This is a genomic window from Magnetospirillum fulvum (assembly GCF_900108475.1).
Lineage (GTDB): Bacteria > Pseudomonadota > Alphaproteobacteria > Rhodospirillales > Magnetospirillaceae > Phaeospirillum > Phaeospirillum fulvum_A.
Genome location: NZ_FNWO01000001.1, coordinates 191,308 through 210,843, shown reverse-complemented (window position 1 = coordinate 210,843; position 19,536 = coordinate 191,308). Strand labels below are relative to the sequence as shown.

Here is a 19,536-nt window from a genome sequence, read left to right as displayed (position 1 = left end):
AGTTCGATGTCCGCACGTTCGACCTCTCCCTCCCTGTCGGAGCTGATCGACGCCCGCCTGTCGCGCCGCGAGGTCGTCCAGGGCCTTCTCGCCAGCACCGCTTTTGCCGCGCTGCCGGGTGCCGCGTTCGCGGGCACGATGGGCGATCCCTCGACGCTCACCTTCGTCCAGCCGTCCCACACCATCAGCCCGGATCAGGCGGTGTCGCCCGGTCACGCCGCCCAGGTTCTGGTCCGCTGGGGCGATCCGATCGAGGCGGGACTGGAGCCGTTCGATCCGCGCCGCTTGACCGCGGCCGGACAGGAAAAGCGGTTTGGCTATAACAACGACTTTCTGGCCTTCCTGCCGTTGCCGGTGGGGTCAACGGTCTCCGACCACGGGCTGTTGTGCGCCAATTTCGAATATACCAATCCCGAACTGATGTTCCCGGGGCTGGAGATCAAAACCAAGCTCGAGACGATGACCCGCGAGCAGGTCGATGCCGAGATCGCCGCCCATGGCCATGGTATCGTCGAGATTCGCCGCGAGGGCGACACATGGAGCGTTGTCGAGGCCAGTCCGTTCAATCGCCGTCTGTCGGCGCTATCGACCCGGATTGCCCTGTCCGGTCCCGCCGCCGGACATCCCCGGCTGCGGACCTCGGCCGATCCCGATGGCCGCACGGTGATCGGGACGCTGAACAATTGTTCGGGCGGCGTGACCCCGTGGGGAACCGTGCTGATCGCCGAGGAGAACATCGACACCTATTTCGGCGGTGACCCGAAGAAGACCCAAGAGGCGGCCAACCATGCCCGGATGGGGTTGAAGGGGAAGAGCCGCTATGCCTGGTCGCGCTTCCACGACCGCTTCAACGTCGAGAAAGAGCCGAACGAGCCCAATCGCTTCGGCTGGGTGGTCGAAATCGACCCTTACGATCCCACCTTTACCCCGGTCAAGCGGACCGCGCTCGGCCGCTTCAAGCACGAGGCCGCCACGGTTGTCGTCACCCCGGATCGCAAGGTGGTGGTCTATACCGGCGATGACGAGGCGTTCGAATATCTCTATCGCTTTGTTGCCGCCCGCAAATACGACCCGACCCGGCGTCAGGCCAATTTCGGCCTGCTCGACGAGGGCACCTTGTCGGTTGCCCGCTTCGATGACGAAGGCGGGCTGGTCTGGCTGCCGCTGGTGTTCGGCCAGGGACCGCTGATCCCGGCCAACGGCTTCAATTCCCAGGCCGACGTGGTGATCGAGACGCGCCGGGCCGCCGATCTGCTGGGGGCGACCCCGATGGACCGGCCCGAGGATGTCGAGGCCAGCCCGGTCACCGGCAAGGTTTATATGGTGCTGACCAACAACACCAAACGCCCGCCGGAAAAGGTCAGCCGGGCCAATCCGCGCTCGGACAACCGTCACGGCCATATTCTGGAACTGATTCCGCCGGGGGCGGGCAAGCCCGGAACTGCCCACCATGACGCCGAACGGTTCCGCTGGTCGGTGCTGTTGCTGGCGGGGGCCGAAAAGGATGGGGCTCACTATCACCCCAAGACCGCGCAATACGGTCAGTGGCTGTCTTGTCCCGACAACATCACCTTCGATCGCAAGGGACGGCTGTGGATTGCCACCGATCAGGGATCGGCCCAGGCCCGCCACGGCATCCCGGACGGCATCTATGCCTGCGATCTGGAAGGCGAAGGCCGCGCGCTGGTCAAGTTCTTCTATGCCGTACCGAAAGATGCCGAGATGTGCGGCCCCTGCTTCACTCCCGATGGCACCACTCTGTTCGCGGCGGTTCAGCATCCGGGCGAGGATTCGACCTTTGACTCGCCCTCCACCCGCTGGCCGGATTTCAAGGACGATATGCCGCCTCGCCCGTCGGTGGTGGCGATCCGCCGCAAGGACGGACGTCCGATCGGTTGAGTGGTTTTTTGCGATGAAGAAGGAGGACCGTCCGCGCCGCGCGGACGGTCCTCCTTCTTACTTTGCCGGGCCTGTCCGCCGCGAGATGAGGTCGAAGAGACCCAGCCCGAACAGCATCGCAAGGACAAAGGCGATGCCTTTTGTGGCTCCGAATCCGAGCAGGACCAGAGCCGGACCGGGGCAGATGCCGGCCAGTCCCCAGCCGACACCGAACAGGGCGCTGCCGACGACAAGACGGGTGTCGATCTGTTTTTGAGTCGGAAGCTGCATCGGCTTGCCCAGAAAAGAGAGCGCTTTGCGCCCGCCGATCCGGAAGGCAACGAGACCGACCGCGATCGCGCCTCCCATCACCAGAATCAGCGACGGGTCCCAGGCACCGGCGAGATCAAGAAAGCCTTGGACTTTGGCCGGATTGCCCAACCCGGAAACGATCAATCCGAGCCCGAAGGTCAGTCCGATCGCGAAGGAAAGAAAAAGGGTCATGGACTGTCCTCACGGAAGCAGGTGACGAACGACAAAAACGGTCAGGAAGCCGGTGGCCATGAAGCTTGCCGTCGCGACCAGCGAGCGGGGCGACAGACGCGACAGACCGCAGACACCGTGACCGCTGGTGCATCCCGAGCCCATCCGCGCGCCAAACCCGACCAGAACCCCCGCGACGACGATCGACAGCCAGCCCGCGTCGATGCGGACCTCCGGCAGGGTGGAAAACAGGGAATAGGCCAGCGGGGCGAGGCAGAGCCCAAGGACAAAAGCCGCCCGCCAAGCGATGTCGCCTGGGGTGGAGGGGCGCAACAAACCCGCGACGATCCCGCTGATTCCGGCAATCCGCCCCAGCAAAAGAAACATCAGGGCGGCAGCGAGGCCGATCAGCACGCCACCAGACGCCGCCGATAACGGAGTGAAGTTGATCCAGTCGATATTCATGTATTTTCCACTTCGCCAGGACAGTAAAGTTCAAAGAGCGTCGTGAGTAGGGTGATAACCTTTGGATTTTTCACGGTGTAGTAAACCCGCTTTCCTTCGCGCCGGGTTTCGACCAGCCCATCCGAACGCAAGACGCCCAATTGTTGGGACAGCGTCGGCTGGTGGATATCGAGCAATGCTTCCAGCTCACCCACAGATTTTTCGCCTTTGCACAATTGGCATAGCAGCAGCAGGCGCGTTTCGTTGGCGAGCGCGAACAGGGTTGAGGTGGCTTCGGCTGCCGCAGCGCGCATCGTATCGATGCTGGGGACGGATCGGGCGGGTTCCATTCCAACTCCATAATATATTCTGAAACATTATATTGATTGATATAATGTTTTGCAATAGGGTCTCTCTCAGAGGTCGTCGTCACGACCCTGGATCGACCTTCTTGGGAGTATTGTCCGTGGAGCACAATAGCATCCTCGTCATCGGCGGCGTCGCCGCCGGCGCCTCCTTCGCTGCGCGGGCGCGTCGCCTGTCCGAGTCGGCGCGAATCACCATCGTCGAGCGTGGCCCGGACGTGTCGTTTGCCAATTGCGGGCTGCCGTACCATATCGGCGGCGAAATTCCGAACCGCGACGCGCTTGCCGTTCAGTCCGCCGCATCGCTGAAGGCCCTTCTCAACCTCGATGTGCGCGTCCGCACCGAGGCGGTCGCGATCGACCGCGCCAACAAGCGGGTCGAGGTCAAGAACCTCGACACGGGGCAGAGCGAATTCCTCTCCTATGACAAGCTGATGCTGGCCCCTGGCGCGTCGCCGCTGCGTCCCCCGCTGCCGGGGATTGAGGATTCCCGCATCTTCACGCTGCGCAACCTCCAGGACATGGACCGGATCATCGCGGCGACCGAGACCGGTATGCGAGCGGTCGTCATCGGCGCCGGTTTCATCGGGCTGGAAATGGCCGAACAATTGTATCGCAAGGGACTGTCGGTCCAATTGGTCGAGTTGCAAAAACAAGTCATTCCGCCGCTCGACGCGCCGATGGCGGCTTTGGTCGAAAGCGAACTGCGCCATCACGAGATCGGCCTGCATCTCGGCGACGGCATCGCCCGCTTCGAGAGCGAGGCGAACCATGTGCGCTGCCACCTCTCCTCGGGCGCGTGTCTCGACGCCGATATCGTCGTTCTCTCGATCGGGGTAAAGCCCGACAGCGAATTGGCCAAGGCGGCCGGTCTGGAATTGGGGGCGAGAGGACATATCGTCGTCGATCCGTTCCAGCGGACCTCCGATCCCGACATCTATGCCGCCGGGGACGCGGTGGAAACGATCGACCGCGTCATCGACAGCAAGACCGCGGTTCCGATGGGTGGCCCGGCCAACCGCCAGGGGCGGGTTGCCGCCGACCATATCTTCATGCCGGAGAAGGCGCGTCCGTATCCCGGTTCGGTCGGGACCGGAATCGTCCGCGCTTTCGAGGCGGTGGTCGGCATCACCGGCTGGAGCGAAAAGCGCCTTGCCGCCGCCGGACTCCCTTACGAGACGGTGTCGGTCAACGACAGCCACCATGCCTCGTACTATCCCGGCGCGCGGCCGATGACGCTGAAGATCGTTTGGGAGCCGACAAGCGGACGTCTGCTCGGTGCCCAGGTCAGCGGTTACGAGGGGATCGACAAGCGCCTCGACGTGCTGTCCACCGCAATTGTCGCCCAGATGACGGTCGAGGATCTGTGCCACCTGGAACTGGCCTATGCGCCGCCGTTCGGTTCGGCCAAGGATGTCATCAATCTCGCCGGTTTCGCCGCCTGTAACCGCCGCGACGGACTGGTCGTCCACACCAGCGATTTGCCGAGCGATCCCCAGGTGCAGGTCGTCGATGTCCGTGGCAAGGCGCTGTCCGAGGCTTTCCCGGTTCCGGGCAAGGCGATCAACATCCCGTTCCTGTCGCTGCGGGCCAGCCTCGACACACTCGACCGCAGCCGTCCGGTGGTGACCGTCTGTGCCTTTGGCAAGATGAGCTATTTCGCCGCGCGGGTTCTGAGCCAGAACGGCTTCGATGTCGCCAGCTTTAGCGGCGGGATCAAGGCCAATATCGATCCGCGCACCCCGGCCAAGCTGCCGAGCCCGTAATCCGCCTCCCCAGCCTGGGGCCTGAGATGGAGCAGGCTCCCCCGTCTCGCCGAAAGACGGGGGAGCCGATCCATTTTCCCTTACGACATGAACTTGCCGCGCGGGGAATAATGAGTGTGGAGGTGGTGGTGGGCGATGTGACCGCACGGCCCATCGGTGAGGAACTCGCGATAAAGCTGGAGCACCACCGGGTTCTCGTGCGACTTGCGGATCGCGAAGTCGCTGTCGATCTGATAGATCGCCTTTGACCGCTTGGCGCGGATCGCGGCGTCGGTCGGGATCGGCTGGCCACCGCCGCCCAGGCAACCGCCGGGGCAAGCCATGAACTCGATGAAGTGGCACTTGCTGAACGGTCCGCCCGCCTTGATGTCTTCCATCACCATCTTGGCGTTGGCCGAGCCGTGGACGATGCCGACACGCAAGGTCACGCCGCGCAGCCAATCCCAATCCGGCACCAGGGGCTTGAACAGATCGGGGACCGGTCCGACTTCCGAGATCGGAATTTCGGCCATCCGTGCCCCTTCGATCCCGCGCACCGGCAAGATGTTGGCGTGGTCGAAGAAATTCTCGACCTGCTTGCCGGTGACGACTTCGATCACGGTGCGGAGCGCGGCTTCCATCACCCCGCCGGTGGCGCCGAAGATGTTGCCCGAGCCGGTCCCGTCGCCGAACGGCTCGTCGAACGGGCTGTCGGGCAGGTGGGGCAGGTCGATGCCGGATTCCGCGACCATCTTGGCCAGTTCACGGGTGGTCAGGGCGTAATCGACGTCCTTGAAGCCGCTCGAGCACAGTTCGGGACGGTTGCACTCAAACTTCTTGGCGGTACAGGGCATCAGGGCGACGACGACGATGTCCTTGGGGTCGATCCCCTTCTTGTCGGCGTAATAGGTCTTCAGCAGCGCGCCGAACATCTGCATCGGGCTCTTCGCCGAAGACAGGTTGGGCACCGCGTGCGGATAGAAATGCTCGAGATATTTGACCCAGCCCGGCGAGCAACTGGTGAATTGGGGCAGGGCGATATCGGTATCGCCCTGCACCAGGGCCTGATAGAGCCGGATAATCAGCTCGGTGCCTTCTTCGAGGATCGTCAGGTCGGCGGTGTGGTTGGTGTCGAACACGCCGTCGAAGCCCATCCGCTTCAGCGCGGTATTGAGCTGATAGGTCACCTGGCTGCCCGCTTCCAGGCCGAAACACTCGCCGATCGCGGCACGCGGCGACGGCGCGGTCTGGATCACCACATGCTTGGTGGGATCGTCGAGCATCGCCCAGACCTCGTCGGTCTGGTCCAACTCGGTCAGCGCGCCGGTGGGACAGCGATTGATGCACTGGCCGCAATTGACGCAGACCACCGAGGACAGCGGCTTGTCGCCGAAGGTGGCGATGCGCGAGCGGACGCTGCGTCCCTTGACCAGCAACGCGCCGACGCCTTGCAACTCGCTACAGGTGCGGACGCAACGGCGGCACAGCACGCACTTGTTCATGTCGCGCACGACCGAGGGGCTGGAGCGGTCGATCGCGTATTTGGGCTCGGTCGGATGGCCGAAGCGATAGTAATCGACGCCATATTCCTTGGCGAGCGACTGCAACTCGCAATTGTTGTTGCGCTTGCAGATGGTACAGTCGCCATAGTGATTCGACAGCATCAGATCGACGACGTGCCGCCGCGCGGTGCGGACGGCAGGGGTGTTGGTCTGAATCTTGACCGGCTGGGTCACCGGAGTGGCGCAGGCGGCTTGCAGCGTCCGCATCCCCTCGACGGCGACGACGCAGATGCGACAGACGCCGGCGGTGCACAGATCGTCGTGATGGCACAAGGTGGGAATCCGCAAGCCCACCCGACGGGCGGCGTCAAGGATCGTGGTGCCATAGGGCACTTCGACGTCGATGCCGTCGATGGTGACGGCGATCAACGGCACCTCGGTCTCGACCGGGGCGGTTTCATGGTTTCCAGCGTCCGCGGCATCGGCGGCGGGCTGGGATTCGTCGTTCGAAGGAAAGGTATCCATTGTAATCTGATCTCCCCGCTTTGGCCGGTCAGGCGGCGCCCAGGATCGGGCGGGCCATGATTTCTTCCTTGAAATGCGCATTGAGGGCGATGACCACGTTGGGACTCGCCTGACCCAGGCCACATTTCGAGGCCAGCTTGACCGTCTCGCTGAGACTGATCAGGTCATTCAAATAGCGGTTGGAGCATTTCCCCTGTTGCAGCAGCCGGATACCTTCCAGCAGCTTCTGATTGCCGACGCGGCAGGTGGTGCACTGGCCGCAGGATTCCTCGACGAAGAATTCGAGGTAGTTCTCGGCGACTTCGAGCATGTCGCGCTCGGCGCTGTAGACGATGATCGAACCGCCGATGCCAAGATCCTCATAGGCGAGGCGGCGGTCGAACTGACGGGCCGGGACCAACTGCCCGGTATAGCCGCCGATCTGCACCGCCTTGGCCCCCTGGCCGCCGACGGTTTCCAGCAATTGATCGACGGTGATGCCCCAGGGCAGTTCATAGACGCCGGGGCGCGAGCAATCGCCCGAGACGCTGAACAGCTTGAAGCCCTTCGAGCGCTCGGTCCCCATCGACGAGAACCATTTGGCCCCGCGCGAGATGATGCAAGACAGCGTCGCCAGGGTCTCGACATTGTTGACGACGGTCGGCTGGCCGTGCAGGCCGCGCTCGGCCGGGTAGGGGGGACGGTTGCGCGGCTCGCCGCGCCGCCCTTCCAGGCTTTCGATCAGCGCGGTTTCCTCGCCGCAGACATAGGCGCCCGCGCCCATATGGATGCGGATGTCGAAACAGAATCCCTTCTGGCACAGAATGTCGGCACCCAACAGGTTGGACTTGCGCCGCGCTTCCAGCACCGCTTCGAGATGCGGCTTCAAATGGGTGTATTCCCAGCGCAGATAGACGACGCCTTCGCGCGCACCGATCGAATAGGCGGCGATCGTCATCCCCTCGAACACCATGTCGGCATATTTGCCGAGGATGATGCGGTCCTTGAAGGTGCCGGGCTCGCCCTCGTCGGCGTTACAGATGATGTATTTGCAATCGCCCTTGGCCTTCGAGGCCAAATTCCACTTGATCCCGGTGGGGAAACCCGCGCCGCCGCGACCGCGCAGACCGGACACGGTCAGTTCGGCGATCACCTCGGAGGGGCTGACCGACACCGCCCGCTGCAAGCCGGAATTGATCTCGTGATTGGTGTAGTTGAGGGTGTTGGCGTAGGTCTCGCCGACATTGCCGACGGTGGGGCGGCGGGCGTTGAATTCCTGCCGACAATCCTCGATCACCCGGTGAACCCTGGGCGGCGTCAGATTGGAGAACACCTCGTTGTTCACCATCATCGCCGGGGCCTGGTAATTCATCCCGATGCAGCTGGTCCATTCCAGGGTGAACATCCCGTCCGGCGTCGTCTCGCCAAAGCGGATGCCCAGATCGTTTTCGAGCTGACGGGCGACCGATTTGGCTCCCTTCATAATCGAAGACATATCACGGCTGAGCCGGATGATGAACTTGCCCTTGGGCTTTTTGTTAATGAAATGAAAGAAGGTGGCGACGCCCAACACCTCGGATGCGGAAATTCCGATCAGATCGGCAATATATTGCATCGCAAATTCAGAAACAAAACCGCACTCTGCTTGAACAGACTGCATAATTGGAATGAGTGAAGATTGTTGGCGCCCGTGTTTTTTTACGAGTCTTGATATAAGGGTTTTCTCTTTGTCCTGCCCGGTCAGCAGCATCATGTTTCTCCCTATCTGATACATTGGTTATATTCAGCGTTTCTTGCGGACGCGATCTTTGCCGCGCTCATGGTCTGGATGATACAAAAAATACAGTCTTGTGTATTCAAATTTGGCTGCACGCGCAGACCTCCCCCTGGCGGCGGCGGCTACCCCGACGCACCGGTTCGTTCCCACCCTTGATAACGCCTCCTACGGGTAGGTGGCAAGCTGCCCGTGTGGATAGGGTGTCTCCCGTGAAAAAGTCCCTCGCTGTCGCTCGGTGTACTTTTTCCCGTTGGATTAAAAGGAGAAAAATGGGCTAGGGGCGGCCCAGCGCCCATTTTTCGTGTTGTCTGTTTCACCAGCCTCCGAAGCCGTGGGCGTCGCCCATCGGCCTCGGAGGGAAGTAAATCCATCCCCGCGCGGAAAGCTTGATTGAGCACGGGGATTCTTTTTGAACCGGGGAAAAGTACACTGAGGCCAAAGGCCGAAGGACTTTTTCACGACCGACTAGGGTGTCGAACGGCCATATCGCCGGGACCGGTTGGTCCCAGCGCGGGCCAGAGGTGGACGGAAAGGGGGGGATTACGCCTGGATGGAGTCGGGCAGGCGGAGGCGGGCATGGGGAGAATCGCCCCATTCGTCCCAACCGACTCGGCGACCGGCGGCGATCACCCGGCGCTCAAGGCAGCCCCGGCATTCCAGGCTGCCTTCGTCGAGGCAGGGCTTGCCATCGTAAAGCTGATAGTTGCGACGCACCCCGCGCGGAGTGACGTTGGGCATCGTGACATTGGCGCCAAAGCTGATGCCGCGTTCGCGTCCATCCTCGACCAGGGCCTGCAAGGCGGTGGTGGCGGCGATGTTGAGGGTCGGCAAGGCGAGCCGGGTGACCGCGATCATCTTGAGGCCGAGGAAGAGCAGGGGATCCTTCGCCATCATTGCGGCGGCGGGCATCGCCCCGCCCTGGGAATGGAGGTACGGCCCCATCCCGATCATGTCGATATCGCGCTCGCCGTAAAAGGCGATGTCGGCGGCCAGATCGTCGAGGGTCTGGCCGGGCAGGCCGATCATCACCCCGGTGCCGACCTGGAACCCGGCGGTGCGCAGATCGTCCAGCGCCTGAACCCGCGTCTCGAAGCGCTGGGCGGGGGGATGGAGCGAGGCGAACAGCGCCGGATTGCTGGTCTCGATCCGCAGCAGATAGCGATGGGCTCCGGCAGCGCGCCAGCGGCGATAGGTGTCCAGACTCTGCTCGCCCAGCGACAGGGTGATCCCCAGGCCGCGCGGCAGCCGTTCGCTTAAAGAGCGGGCGCGGATTTCGGCAACGCACTCTTCGACGAAGGCGACGAATCCTTCGTCCCGCCGCTCCCCGGCCTGGAGCACGCACGAGCCGTATCCGGCTTCGGCGCAGAACATCGCCGCCTCGACCACCTCGTCGCGGTCGAGGCCATAGCGTTCGATCGCGAGATTGCTGCGACGAATCCCGCAATAATAGCAATCGAGTGCGCAGCGGTTCGAGAGTTCGACGATGCCACGGTAATGGACTGCGTCGCCGACCGTTGCGGTGGCGCGGTCATAGGCGGCGCGGCGCAGGTCTTCGATTTGGGCGGGATCGGAGAGGCCGAGCAGGCGGACCATCTCGGCATGGGACAAAGCGAGCGTCATGGCCGCTCCTCCCGCGCCCGCTCGAACGCGGCCAGCGCTGCCGGGAAACAGCCCAGCGCCCGGGGCAGCACCCCCTGGAGCAGCGAAATCGCCACGCCGTAATTGGTCATCGGCACCCCTTGGGCTCCGGCGCGGTCGAGCCGGGCCAGCATATGCCGCCGCGTCACCGTGCAGCCGCCGCATTGGATGATGAGGGAATAGGGGCTGAGGTCGTCGGGAAAGTCCTTTCCCGCAGCGACTTCGGTCTTCAGTCCGCCGCCGACATATTGGCCAAGCCAGCGCGGAATCTTGACCCGGCCGATATCGTCGGCGAGCGGGTGGTGGCCGCAGGTCTCGCCGATCAGCACCCGGTCGCCGGGGCGCAGCCGCTCGATCGCCGCCGCACCAGCGGCGAGACGGTTGAGGTCGCCCTTGAACCGCGCCATCAGGATCGAGAAGGTGGTCAGCGGAATCTGTGGCGGCGTGTCGGCGGCGGCTTTCAGCACCACCTGAGAATCGCAGATCACCAGCTTGGGCGGGCGGCCGAGGCGAGCCAGCGCGTCGGGCAATTCGCGCTCCTTGACCACGATGCACATCGCGTCGCTGTCGAGAATTTCGCGGATCACCTGGATTTGCGGCAGGATCAGCCGTCCCTTCGGCGCGCCGAGATCAATCGGCACCACCAGCACCGCCAACTCCCCGGCGGGGACCAGATCGCCGACCAGACGCGGCTCTTCCAGCCGGGCCTCAGGCGCAAGACGGGCTATCGTCCGTTTCAGATCGTCGAGACCGGCTCCGCCCAACGCCGAAACGGACAAAGCCTCGCGCCCGGCGGCAGCGGCGGCCGCCAGCGCCTCTGCGCTGGGCGCGGCCAGATCGCTTTTGTTGAACACCACCAGGGTGGGGGTGGCGCGGGCGTGCAGCGCGTCGGCCAGTCCGGCTTCGAACCGGCCGAACCCGTCCGGGCCGACCACCAGCAAAGCGAGATCGACCCGCTCGAGAATCGCCTCGGTGCGGCGGACCCGTTCCGCGCCCAGCGCGCCGTCATCGTCGATCCCGGCGGTATCGACGAACAGGACCGGGCCGATCGGGGCCATCTCGATCGGCTTTTCAACCGGATCAGTGGTGGTGCCGGGGACGTCCGAGACAATCGAGACGCTCTGCCCGGTCAAGGCGTTGATCAGGCTGGATTTGCCGACATTGCGTCGGCCGAACAGGCCGATATGCAGGCGCAGGCCGCGGGGTGTCTCTTGCATGCTCGGTCGTCTCTCCCTATCCGCGATATCCCAACGCCATCATCGCCGCGGGCGACAGCAGCCGGTCCAGCGTCGCCCGGTCGGCCAGCCCGGCCTCGAGTGCCAGCTCGATCACCGGCCGCCCGCTGGCCCGCGCCTGGGCAGCCAGGGCAGCGGCACGCTGGTGCCCGATCAGCGGCACCAGCGCGGTCACAATCGCCCACGAGGCGGCGACATGACCGGCACAGACGGCGCGGTCGGCCTCGATTCCGGCGACGCAGCGCTCGGCAAACAGCCGGTTGACCGCCTCCAGCGCCGACAGGCTCGACAGCAGAGCCTCGGCCAGCAACGGCAAAAAAGCATTCAGTTCCAGTTGGCCCGACATCGCCGCCGCCGTCACCATCGCATCGTTGCCGATCACGTACAGTGCGGTCTGGCCGACCGCTTCGGCGATCACCGGATTGACCTTACCCGGCATCAGGCTCGATCCGGCCTGGACGGCGGGCAGGATCAACTCGCCCAGACCGGCACGCGGCCCCGAGGCGAGCAGGCGCAGATCGGACGAAATCTTGAACAGAGTGGTGGCGTGCGCCTTCAAGATGCCGGAAACCTCGACGAACGGGTCGGCATTCTGGGTGCAATCGACCAGATTTTCGGCCCGCGACAGGTTGAACCCGGTTTCGGCGCGCAAGGCTTCGGTGACGGCGAAGATATAATCGCGCGGCGCGGTCAGGCCGGTGCCGATCGCGGTGCCGCCCAGATTGACCACGCGGAGCCGTTCCTCGCATTTGAACACCCGCCAGCGGTCGCGCGACAGCGCCTCGGCCCAGGCGGAGAATTCCGCCCCCAGGCTCATCGGTGCGGCGTCCTGAAGCTGGGTGCGGCCGATCTTGACCACGTCGGCAAAGGCGGCCTCGCGCGATTGGAACGCGGTCTGAAGGGCGGCAATCGCCGGTTCCAGCCGCTTCAGCAACGCGATCGCCGCCACCTTGATCGCGGTGGGAAAGACGTCGTTGGTCGATTGGTGCAAATTGACGTGGTCGAGCGGATCGACCCGGGCATAGTCACCGCGCCGCGCCCCCAGAAGTTCCAGGGCGCGATTGGCCAGGACTTCGTTGACATTCATGTTGAGCGAGGTGCCCGCCCCGCCCTGAAGCGCATCGACGACGATCTGGCCGTTGAGGCTGCCGTCGGCCAATTCGGCGCAGGCGGCCAGGATCGCCTCTGCGATGTCCTTGGGCAGAAAGCCAAGGTCGCGGTTAGTCCGCGCCGCCGCCGCCTTGACCTGGGCCATTGCCTGGATCAAAGCGGGCGAGGGCGGGCGTCCGCTGATCGGGAAATTCTCGATTGCCCGCAGGGTGTGAATCCCCCACAAGGATTCGTCGGGAATATCGCGTTCGCCCAGCAGATCGCGTTCGCGTCGCGCCATTGTCAGCAGAACACGTCGCGCTTACCGGCCCGCACCATGTCGGCCAGCCGTTGCGCCACCCGTCCATCCTTGGGGTCCATCGCGGCGATTTCGGCGGCGATGGCCTTTTCCCCGGCGGCCAGGGTCGCCGGGTTGCCGTAATCGAGCAGATATTCGAGGAAGGTGCCGACGGCGTTGGGGCCGCACTTTTCCTTGATCTCGCCGGTCTTGGCCAGATCCATGAAATCGCCGCCGGTGCGGCCGACCCGGTAACAGGCGGTACAGAAAGACGGGATGTAGCCCATCTCGGCGATGTCCTGGACCACCTCTTCGAGGCTGCGGTGATCGCCCAACTGGAACTGACCGGACTCGAAGCGCTGTTCGTCGGCATAGCCGCCGGGATTGGTGCGCGACCCGGCCGAAATCTGCGAGACGCCCAGGGCATAGGTCTCGCGCCGCATCGCCGCGTTCTCGCGCGTCGACATGATCAGGCCGGTATAGGGCACGGCAAGGCGCAGGATCGCCACCAGCTTCTTGAAATCCTCGTCGGAGACAGGCTGGGGCGGGCAGGTCGCCATGTCCGACCCGCTGGCCGGTTCCATCCGGGGGACGCTGATGGTGTGACAGCCGACGCCAAAGCGCTCTTCCAGATGGGCGATGTGGCTAAGCAGGGCCAGAATCTCAAAGCGCCAGTCGGCCAGACCGAACAGCAGCCCCATCCCGACATCGTCGATCCCGGCGGTCATCGCGCGGTCGAACGCGGTCACCCGCCAGTCGAAATCGGCCTTGCGCCCTTTGGGGTGGGTCGCGGCATAGACTTCGCGATCATAGGTTTCCTGAAACAACTGATAGGTACCAATTCCTGCGCCGTGCAGGGCGCGGAATTCCTCGACCGTCAGGGGGGCGAGATTGGCGTTGACCCGGCGGATCGCTCCCGCCCCTTTCTGGACCGAATAGATCGTCGCGATCGAGTCCAGCACATAGCTGAACCCACCGGCCCCGGCATAGGATTCGCCCGCGACCATCAATACCCGCTTGTGCCCCTGATCGATCAGGATTTCGGTTTCGCGAGCGATTTCCTGCTGGCTCAGCGTGTGGCGGACCAAGGCTTTGTTACTGGCGCGGAAGGCGCAGTACAGACACTCGTTGCTGCACCGGTTGCTGATGTAAAGGGGCGCGAAGAACACCATCCGGCGGCCATAGATCGCTTCTTTGACCTGCTTGGCGGCGGCGTACATCTCTTCGATCAGATCGGGTCGGGTCAGGGCCGCCAGAACCGCGACATCGTCAAGGTCCAGCCCCTTCATCTCGCGCGCCTTGGTCAGAACCTCGGCAACCCGTCTGGTGTCCTCGACGGCGTTACGGGCCAGCGTGGAACGGATGCGACCGGCATCGAGCCAGTCGGGGGCTTGGGAGGCGGGGAGGGTCATGATGGGCGGTCTTCCTGACGTGAGGGGGGCGAGCTTCGATCCGCCCGCTTTTTTCGTTGCCCTCATTCTTCCGCGCCGGTCGGGTCGAAGTCCAGCGGAACGTGACCGCCCAACATCGACCCAGGGTCAGGATCAGGCGGTGCGGACCCCTTCCAGGAAACGCTCGACCACCGACTTCATTTCGGTGGCGTCCTGCGACAGCGTTCGGGCCGACACCAGCACCTGGGCTGCTGCCTCGCCGGTTTCCGCCGCCGATTGCGACACGCCGCCGATGTTCGAGGCGACTTCGTTGGTCCCTTGCGCTGCTTGCTGGACGTTGCGGGCGATTTCAGCGGTGGCGGCCGATTGTTCCTCGACCGCGGCCGCGATGGCTCCGGCGATGCCGTTGATTTCCTCGATACGAGTGACGATCGCGCCGATTGCGGCGACCGCTGCTTCGGTCGCCGACTGAACCGCGCTGATCTGGGCACCGATTTCCTCGGTCGCCTTGGCGGTCTGGTTGGCAAGGTGTTTGACCTCGCCCGCGACGACGGCAAAGCCCTTGCCGGCATCTCCGGCCCGGGCCGCCTCGATCGTCGCGTTCAAGGCCAACAGGTTGGTCTGCGAGGCGATGTCGTTGATCAAGCTGACCACGGCACCAATCTTCGCCGAGCTTTCCGCCAGCCCCTTGACCGTCTCGTTGGTGCGACTGGCCTCGGTGCAGGCGGCTTGAGAAACCCGCGAGGATTGCTCGACCTGACGACCGATTTCGGTGATCGAGGCCGACAATTCCTCGGCGGCGGAGGCAACGGTCTGGACGCTGGTTGAGGCTTCTTCGGTGGCGGCGGCGACGGTCGATGCCTGCTGGTTCGAGCGGTCGGCGTTCGAGGTCATCGCCTGCGCCGTGTTTTCCATCTGCCCAGCTGCCTGCGAGACCATGTCGAGCACGCTGCCAATCGCCTGATCGAAATCGCTGGTCAGGCTTTCAATCCGGCGGGTGCGTTCCTCGCGGGCGGCTTGCTCGGCGCGGCGTTCGGAGCCCATCTGTTCGGTCCGAATCGCATTGTCCTTAAAAACTTGAACCGCCTTGGCCATTTCGCCGATTTCGTCGCCGCGGTCGCGGGCGGGAATCTCGATCGCGTGGTCGCCTTCGGCCAACCGCCGCATCGCTTCGGTCATCGCCGAAATCGGCTGCGCGATCATAGATCTGAGGGACAGGGCCAAAACGATGATAACCCCCGCGATCACCGCGAGGTCGATAAACAGAGCAATTCGAGCGTTTGTATAGCTATTATTTAAAACATCAGCCGCCTCTCTTGCTCCTGCTCTATTTAATTCAACATCTTCTGTTAATATATTTCGCATATCTGTGTATAACTCACGACTTTTCCCTAATTGAAGCTCTCGCGCTTCTTGTTTTGATCCTTGTCGCGAAAGATCGAGGACTTTGTCGGTTGTTTGGATGTAGGCGTTCCAGTCGCTGAGAAATCGTTCGTAAATGGAGCGTTCTTCTTTTGAGGAGATCAGGGCTTCATATTTTTTCTGGGTCTCAGCGATCTGTTCGCGCTGGCGAACGACATTTCGATCCTGTTCGGCAATCCCCTCGGGGGTGTAGGTAGCAATGTGAGCGAGTTCGCGCACACGATGTTCAACCACCAGGGTTTCCAACCGCGCCAGGGTTTCGACGCTGGGCATCCAGTTCTGGCTGATATCCACGCCGGCGCGGTCCATCTCCGCCATCTCGTACAGATTGATCGCCGCGTTGATCAACATGATCAGCATCACCAACGCGAACGCCAGGCTGAGTTTGACCGATATCTTCAGGTTGTTCAGCGCCGTTATCATCCTCGTCCTCCCCATCGGCAAGGCAGCATCTTACTTTTGGATGATACCAGATCATAGGCCATATATATATAGGCATAAGTTCTCCCCCCGTACTTTGTGCGGGCGAGACCGGACGGAAGAGGAATAGGACTCAGCCTGCTGTTTGGGGCGTGGCGGCTTGGGCGGCGGCGATCAGCGCGTCGGCGGCGGCAACGAGCGCGGCGACGGGGTTGTCGTCACGGGTCAGGGTATTGCCCAGGCAATAGGCTCCCTCCATCAGCAGCATCAGCTGGTCGGCCAGAGTCTGTGCCGAGGCAATGCCCAAAGCGGAGGTCAGCAGGGTGAGGCGGTGGCGCAGTTCGCGCTTGTTATCGAGAGCGACGGCATGGCCGGGATGGAGGGGATCGGGGAACTCGATTGCGGTGTTGACGAAGGCGCAGCCGCGATAATCCGGGCTGGACACCCGCTGTGCCAGCGCGGCAAACAAATCGTGCAATTGGGCGCGTGGATTGCCCCGGCTGGCGGCGATCACATCGTCCCACCACAGCCAATAGCGCCGGTTGCGGTCGGCTAAGAACGCCGCGACAAGATCGTCCTTTGACGGGAACGAGCGGTAGAGGCTCATCTTTGCAACGCCCGCCTTTTCGATGACCGCCTCGATGCCAACGGCGCGAATTCCTTCCCGATAAAACAACTCTGCCGCCGCAGCCAGGATGCGGTCGCGGGCGCAGGGTTTGCCGGGGCAATCGGAGGAAGACGGTTTTTCGCTGTTCATCATGTGTCCGGTCGTGACATCGGTTGACAATGATAGGAACCCTTGTGTAACCGTGCAAGGAGTAGACCGACCTGTCTCATCTTGCGCCCGGTCTCCTGCCGCCCCCGAGGTCTTCATGTCGTCGCCACCGCTCGTTCCCCGACTCCACTATGGCTGGATCGCCGCCGGGATCACCTTCGTCACCCTGCTGGTCGCGGCGGGAATCCGCTCCGCGCCGGGCGTGATGATGGTGCCGCTCGAAACCGAATTCGGTTGGAGCCGGGCCACGATCTCGGTCGCGATTTCGGTCAATCTGGTCCTGTATGGGCTGATGGCCCCGTTTGCCGCCGCTCTGATGGACCGGTTCGGGGTGCGGCGGACGATGGCGGTGGCCCTCTCCGTGCTGGCGGTCGGAGTCGCCGCGACCATCGCGATGGGCGCGCCGTGGCAGATGATCCTGCTGTGGGGGATCGTCGTCGGAGCCGGGTCGGGCAGTATCGCCTTGGTGTTGGGGGCGACGGTGGTCACCCGCTGGTTCGATTCCTGGCGCGGGACGGTGATGGGGGTGCTGTCCGCGGCCAACGCGACCGGGCAATTGGTGTTTCTGCCGCTGATGGCGCTGGCGGTACAGCATTGGGGCTGGCGCGCCGCCGTTTTGCTGGTCGCGGCGGCGGCGGCGATTCTGGTTCCGGCGGTTTGGCTGCTGATGCGAGAGCGCCCGGCCGATCTCGGGGTGTGGCCGGTGGGGGCGACCGAGCCACCGCCTCCGCCTCCGCCACGGGGCAACCCGGCCCGGACCGCGATCGTGGCGTTGGGCGAAGGGATGCGTTCGCGTGATTTCTGGCTGCTGGCTGGAGGATTCTTCGTCTGCGGCCTGTCGACCAACGGCCTGATCGGAACCCATCTGATCCCGGCCTGTTTCGATCACGGCATTCCCGAGGTTCGCGCCGCCGGTCTGCTCGCGGTGATGGGGCTGTTCGATCTGGTCGGCACCACCTTGTCGGGCTGGCTGTCCGACCGCTGGGATTCGCGCCGTCTGCTGTTCTGGTATTACAGCCTGCGCGGGCTTTCGCTGATCTTTCTTGATGCCGCGTTCGGGCCGGACGTGTTCGGCCTGTGGCTGTTCGCGGTGTTCTACGGGCTGGACTGGATCGCCACCGTGCCGCCGACGGTCAAGCTGGCCGCCCAATCGTTCGGGCGAGAACGGGCCGGGGTGATGTTTGGTTGGATTTTCGCCGCCCACCAGATCGGGGCGGCGGTGGCGGCGTTCGGGGCGGGATGGATTCGAACCGATCTCGGCGATTACTGGCTGGCCTTCGTTCTTTCGGGCGTCGCCTGTCTGTTCGCCGCGACGATGTCGTTGATGGTCGGAGGCAAGAAGCCGATCCCCGCCTGAGACAATGGATGACAAGGATCTCGTCAAGACATTGTCTTTAAAATATTTTTCTTTTGGTTGAATTTCCCTTGCATCGACGGATGCGAGGGGGAGGGAAAACCGTTATCCTGTGTGGGTGGTCCGAACAATAAAGGTGCGATATGAAGCGTTTCATCGGTGCCGTTGCGATCGGATCTCTGGTTCTGGGTGTGCCCGTCCTTGCCGCCGAGATCGAGATCGGTAATGCCTTTCTGCGCCCCCCGGTGGTGGCCGGGGGCAATGGAGCCGCCTTCTTCACCATCACCAATAGCGGTCCGGCCGACCGCCTGATTTCGGCCGCGACACCCGTCGCCCGCTCGGTCGAATTGCACACCCATATCCGCGACGGCGATGTGATGCGGATGCGCAAGGTCGATTCGATCGCCGTTCCCGAGCAAGGGCGGGCCGAACTGAAGCCGGGTGGCGACCATGTGATGCTGTTCGGTCTGGACCCGGCGGTGACCGCTCCCGGGACCCGCGTGCCGCTGACCTTGACCTTTGACCGGGCGGGACCGATCCAGATCGAGGTTCCAGTCGCGGCCTTGCCCGCCGCGGCCTCTGGCCATCGCGGGGCGATGCAAGGTGATCAATAAGAGTGTCAAGGTCGCGGGGGCGACCGCCGCTCTCGCAATCGTCCTGATCATGACGGCGGCGCTGGTTCCCGGCCTGTCCGACCGGATCGCCCAAGGGGTGGCGCTGGTCGCGTCAAGCCCGGGCCAGGGCGGTTTCTCCCTGACCGATCCGGCTGGGAAAACGGTCACCGACCGCGATTATCGCGGCCGCTTCATGCTGGTTTTCTTCGGCTACACCTTTTGCCCCGATGTCTGCCCGACCACCCTGACCGTCCTGGCCGGGGCGCTCGACCGCTTGGCTCCCGCTACCGCCGCCAAGCTGGTGCCGATCTTCATCACCCTCGACCCCGAGCGCGACAGCCCGGCGGTGATGGGCCAATACACCGCCGCCTTCAGCCCGGCGATCGTCGGCCTGACCGGAAGCGCCGACGACCTTGCCAGGGTGAAGCAAAGCTATCGGGTCTATTCCGCCCGGGTTCCGGGCAGCGCTCCCGACCTCTATACGATTGATCATTCGGCCCTGCTGTATTTGATCGGTCCCGATGGGCGCTTCCGCGCCACCCTCGATCCCGGCCATTCCGCAGCGGAACTGGCGGCGGCGCTGACCCGCGCCGTCGAATAGG

General features: G+C 63.7%; 16 protein-coding genes. 5 read left to right on the top strand and 11 right to left on the bottom strand.

Annotation, left to right across the window (positions count from 1 at the left end; all coding sequences use genetic code 11):
- Positions 1–6 precede the first annotated feature (6 nt).
- On the top strand, positions 7–1,899 hold the full coding sequence (locus BLW40_RS00915; RefSeq protein ID WP_074764610.1) for a PhoX family protein: 1,893 nt from the start codon (positions 7–9) through the stop codon (positions 1,897–1,899).
- Positions 1,900–1,956: 57 nt separating this feature from the next.
- On the opposite strand, the gene BLW40_RS00910 is transcribed toward BLW40_RS00915, so the two are convergent.
- From BLW40_RS00910 to BLW40_RS00900, 3 genes are read right to left on the bottom strand one after another with little or no spacing between them, the layout of a single operon-like run.
- Positions 1,957–2,382 (bottom strand): DUF6691 family protein, encoded by a 426-nt coding sequence (locus BLW40_RS00910; protein ID WP_074764608.1) that lies wholly within the window; start codon positions 2,380–2,382, stop codon positions 1,957–1,959.
- Positions 2,383–2,391: 9 nt separating this feature from the next.
- Entirely contained in the window at positions 2,392–2,826 is a 435-nt protein-coding gene (locus BLW40_RS00905) for a YeeE/YedE family protein (protein WP_074764606.1), read from the bottom strand.
- Positions 2,823–3,155: an ArsR/SmtB family transcription factor gene (locus BLW40_RS00900; protein WP_074764604.1), complete on the bottom strand. Its 333-nt coding sequence runs from the start codon at positions 3,153–3,155 to the stop codon at positions 2,823–2,825. The genes BLW40_RS00905 and BLW40_RS00900 overlap by 4 nt, the downstream gene beginning before the upstream one ends.
- A 116-nt stretch (positions 3,156–3,271) precedes the next feature.
- Between BLW40_RS00900 and BLW40_RS00895 the strand changes: the two genes are divergently transcribed.
- A complete protein-coding gene (locus BLW40_RS00895; protein ID WP_139305443.1) occupies positions 3,272–4,936 on the top strand; it encodes an FAD-dependent oxidoreductase in 1,665 nt (554 codons plus the stop codon).
- An 80-nt stretch (positions 4,937–5,016) separates the two neighbouring features.
- Here BLW40_RS00895 and BLW40_RS00890 read toward each other — a convergent pair whose 3' ends face one another.
- The 8 genes from BLW40_RS00890 to BLW40_RS00855 all read right to left on the bottom strand — a co-directional run bounded on the left by BLW40_RS00890 (position 5,017) and on the right by BLW40_RS00855 (position 16,951).
- On the bottom strand, positions 5,017–6,942 hold the full coding sequence (locus tag BLW40_RS00890; RefSeq protein ID WP_074764600.1) for an NADH-dependent [FeFe] hydrogenase, group A6: 1,926 nt from the start codon (positions 6,940–6,942) through the stop codon (positions 5,017–5,019).
- A 28-nt stretch (positions 6,943–6,970) separates the two neighbouring features.
- Positions 6,971–8,671, bottom strand: coding sequence for an NAD(P)H-dependent oxidoreductase subunit E (locus BLW40_RS00885; RefSeq protein WP_074765053.1), 1,701 nt, complete (start codon positions 8,669–8,671; stop codon positions 6,971–6,973).
- Between the two features lie 567 nt (positions 8,672–9,238).
- A complete protein-coding gene (gene hydE, locus BLW40_RS00880) occupies positions 9,239–10,318 on the bottom strand; it encodes a [FeFe] hydrogenase H-cluster radical SAM maturase HydE (RefSeq protein WP_074764598.1) in 1,080 nt (359 codons plus the stop codon).
- Complete coding sequence (hydF, locus tag BLW40_RS00875; RefSeq protein WP_074764596.1) at positions 10,315–11,553, bottom strand: [FeFe] hydrogenase H-cluster maturation GTPase HydF; 1,239 nt, start codon at positions 11,551–11,553, stop codon at positions 10,315–10,317. The genes hydE and hydF overlap by 4 nt, the downstream gene beginning before the upstream one ends.
- Positions 11,554–11,569: 16 nt before the next feature.
- On the bottom strand, positions 11,570–12,961 hold the full coding sequence (locus BLW40_RS00870) for an aspartate ammonia-lyase (RefSeq protein ID WP_139305442.1): 1,392 nt from the start codon (positions 12,959–12,961) through the stop codon (positions 11,570–11,572).
- Positions 12,962–12,963: 2 nt separating this feature from the next.
- The gene (gene hydG / locus BLW40_RS00865; RefSeq protein WP_074764592.1) at positions 12,964–14,370 is read right to left on the bottom strand and encodes a [FeFe] hydrogenase H-cluster radical SAM maturase HydG; all 1,407 of its coding nucleotides are present in this window, start codon (positions 14,368–14,370) and stop codon (positions 12,964–12,966) included.
- Between the two features lie 132 nt (positions 14,371–14,502).
- The gene (locus BLW40_RS00860; RefSeq protein WP_244511009.1) at positions 14,503–16,194 is read right to left on the bottom strand and encodes a methyl-accepting chemotaxis protein; all 1,692 of its coding nucleotides are present in this window, start codon (positions 16,192–16,194) and stop codon (positions 14,503–14,505) included.
- A 130-nt stretch (positions 16,195–16,324) separates the two neighbouring features.
- A complete protein-coding gene (locus BLW40_RS00855) occupies positions 16,325–16,951 on the bottom strand; it encodes a TetR/AcrR family transcriptional regulator (protein WP_244511008.1) in 627 nt (208 codons plus the stop codon).
- Between the two features lie 112 nt (positions 16,952–17,063).
- On the opposite strand from BLW40_RS00855, the gene BLW40_RS00850 reads away from it, so the two are divergent.
- The 3 genes from BLW40_RS00850 to BLW40_RS00840 all read left to right on the top strand — a co-directional run bounded on the left by BLW40_RS00850 (position 17,064) and on the right by BLW40_RS00840 (position 19,535).
- Positions 17,064–18,323: an MFS transporter gene (locus tag BLW40_RS00850; protein WP_074764590.1), complete on the top strand. Its 1,260-nt coding sequence runs from the start codon at positions 17,064–17,066 to the stop codon at positions 18,321–18,323.
- A 140-nt stretch (positions 18,324–18,463) separates the two neighbouring features.
- Positions 18,464–18,934, top strand: a complete 471-nt coding sequence (locus tag BLW40_RS00845; protein ID WP_074764588.1) for a copper chaperone PCu(A)C — start codon at positions 18,464–18,466, stop codon at positions 18,932–18,934.
- On the top strand, positions 18,924–19,535 hold the full coding sequence (locus BLW40_RS00840) for an SCO family protein (protein ID WP_074764586.1): 612 nt from the start codon (positions 18,924–18,926) through the stop codon (positions 19,533–19,535). The genes BLW40_RS00845 and BLW40_RS00840 overlap by 11 nt, the downstream gene beginning before the upstream one ends.
- Position 19,536 lies beyond the last annotated feature (1 nt).

What these genes read in the sequence shown, in the direction of transcription:
- BLW40_RS00905 (WP_074764606.1), bottom strand. Translation starts at nt 2,826, where the DNA reads ATGAATATCGACTGGATCAACTTCACTCCGTTATCGGCGGCGTCTGGT.
- BLW40_RS00915 (WP_074764610.1), top strand. Translation starts at nt 7, where the DNA reads ATGTCCGCACGTTCGACCTCTCCCTCCCTGTCGGAGCTGATCGACGCC.
- hydE (WP_074764598.1), bottom strand. Translation starts at nt 10,318, where the DNA reads ATGACGCTCGCTTTGTCCCATGCCGAGATGGTCCGCCTGCTCGGCCTC.
- BLW40_RS00885 (WP_074765053.1), bottom strand. Translation starts at nt 8,671, where the DNA reads ATGCTGCTGACCGGGCAGGACAAAGAGAAAACCCTTATATCAAGACTC.
- hydG (WP_074764592.1), bottom strand. Translation starts at nt 14,370, where the DNA reads ATGACCCTCCCCGCCTCCCAAGCCCCCGACTGGCTCGATGCCGGTCGC.
- BLW40_RS00870 (WP_139305442.1), bottom strand. Translation starts at nt 12,961, where the DNA reads ATGGCGCGACGCGAACGCGATCTGCTGGGCGAACGCGATATTCCCGAC.
- BLW40_RS00900 (WP_074764604.1), bottom strand. Translation starts at nt 3,155, where the DNA reads ATGGAACCCGCCCGATCCGTCCCCAGCATCGATACGATGCGCGCTGCG.
- BLW40_RS00890 (WP_074764600.1), bottom strand. Translation starts at nt 6,942, where the DNA reads ATGGATACCTTTCCTTCGAACGACGAATCCCAGCCCGCCGCCGATGCC.
- BLW40_RS00860 (WP_244511009.1), bottom strand. Translation starts at nt 16,194, where the DNA reads ATGATAACGGCGCTGAACAACCTGAAGATATCGGTCAAACTCAGCCTG.
- BLW40_RS00855 (WP_244511008.1), bottom strand. Translation starts at nt 16,951, where the DNA reads ATGATGAACAGCGAAAAACCGTCTTCCTCCGATTGCCCCGGCAAACCC.
- BLW40_RS00910 (WP_074764608.1), bottom strand. Translation starts at nt 2,382, where the DNA reads ATGACCCTTTTTCTTTCCTTCGCGATCGGACTGACCTTCGGGCTCGGA.
- BLW40_RS00845 (WP_074764588.1), top strand. Translation starts at nt 18,464, where the DNA reads ATGAAGCGTTTCATCGGTGCCGTTGCGATCGGATCTCTGGTTCTGGGT.
- hydF (WP_074764596.1), bottom strand. Translation starts at nt 11,553, where the DNA reads ATGCAAGAGACACCCCGCGGCCTGCGCCTGCATATCGGCCTGTTCGGC.
- BLW40_RS00850 (WP_074764590.1), top strand. Translation starts at nt 17,064, where the DNA reads ATGTCGTCGCCACCGCTCGTTCCCCGACTCCACTATGGCTGGATCGCC.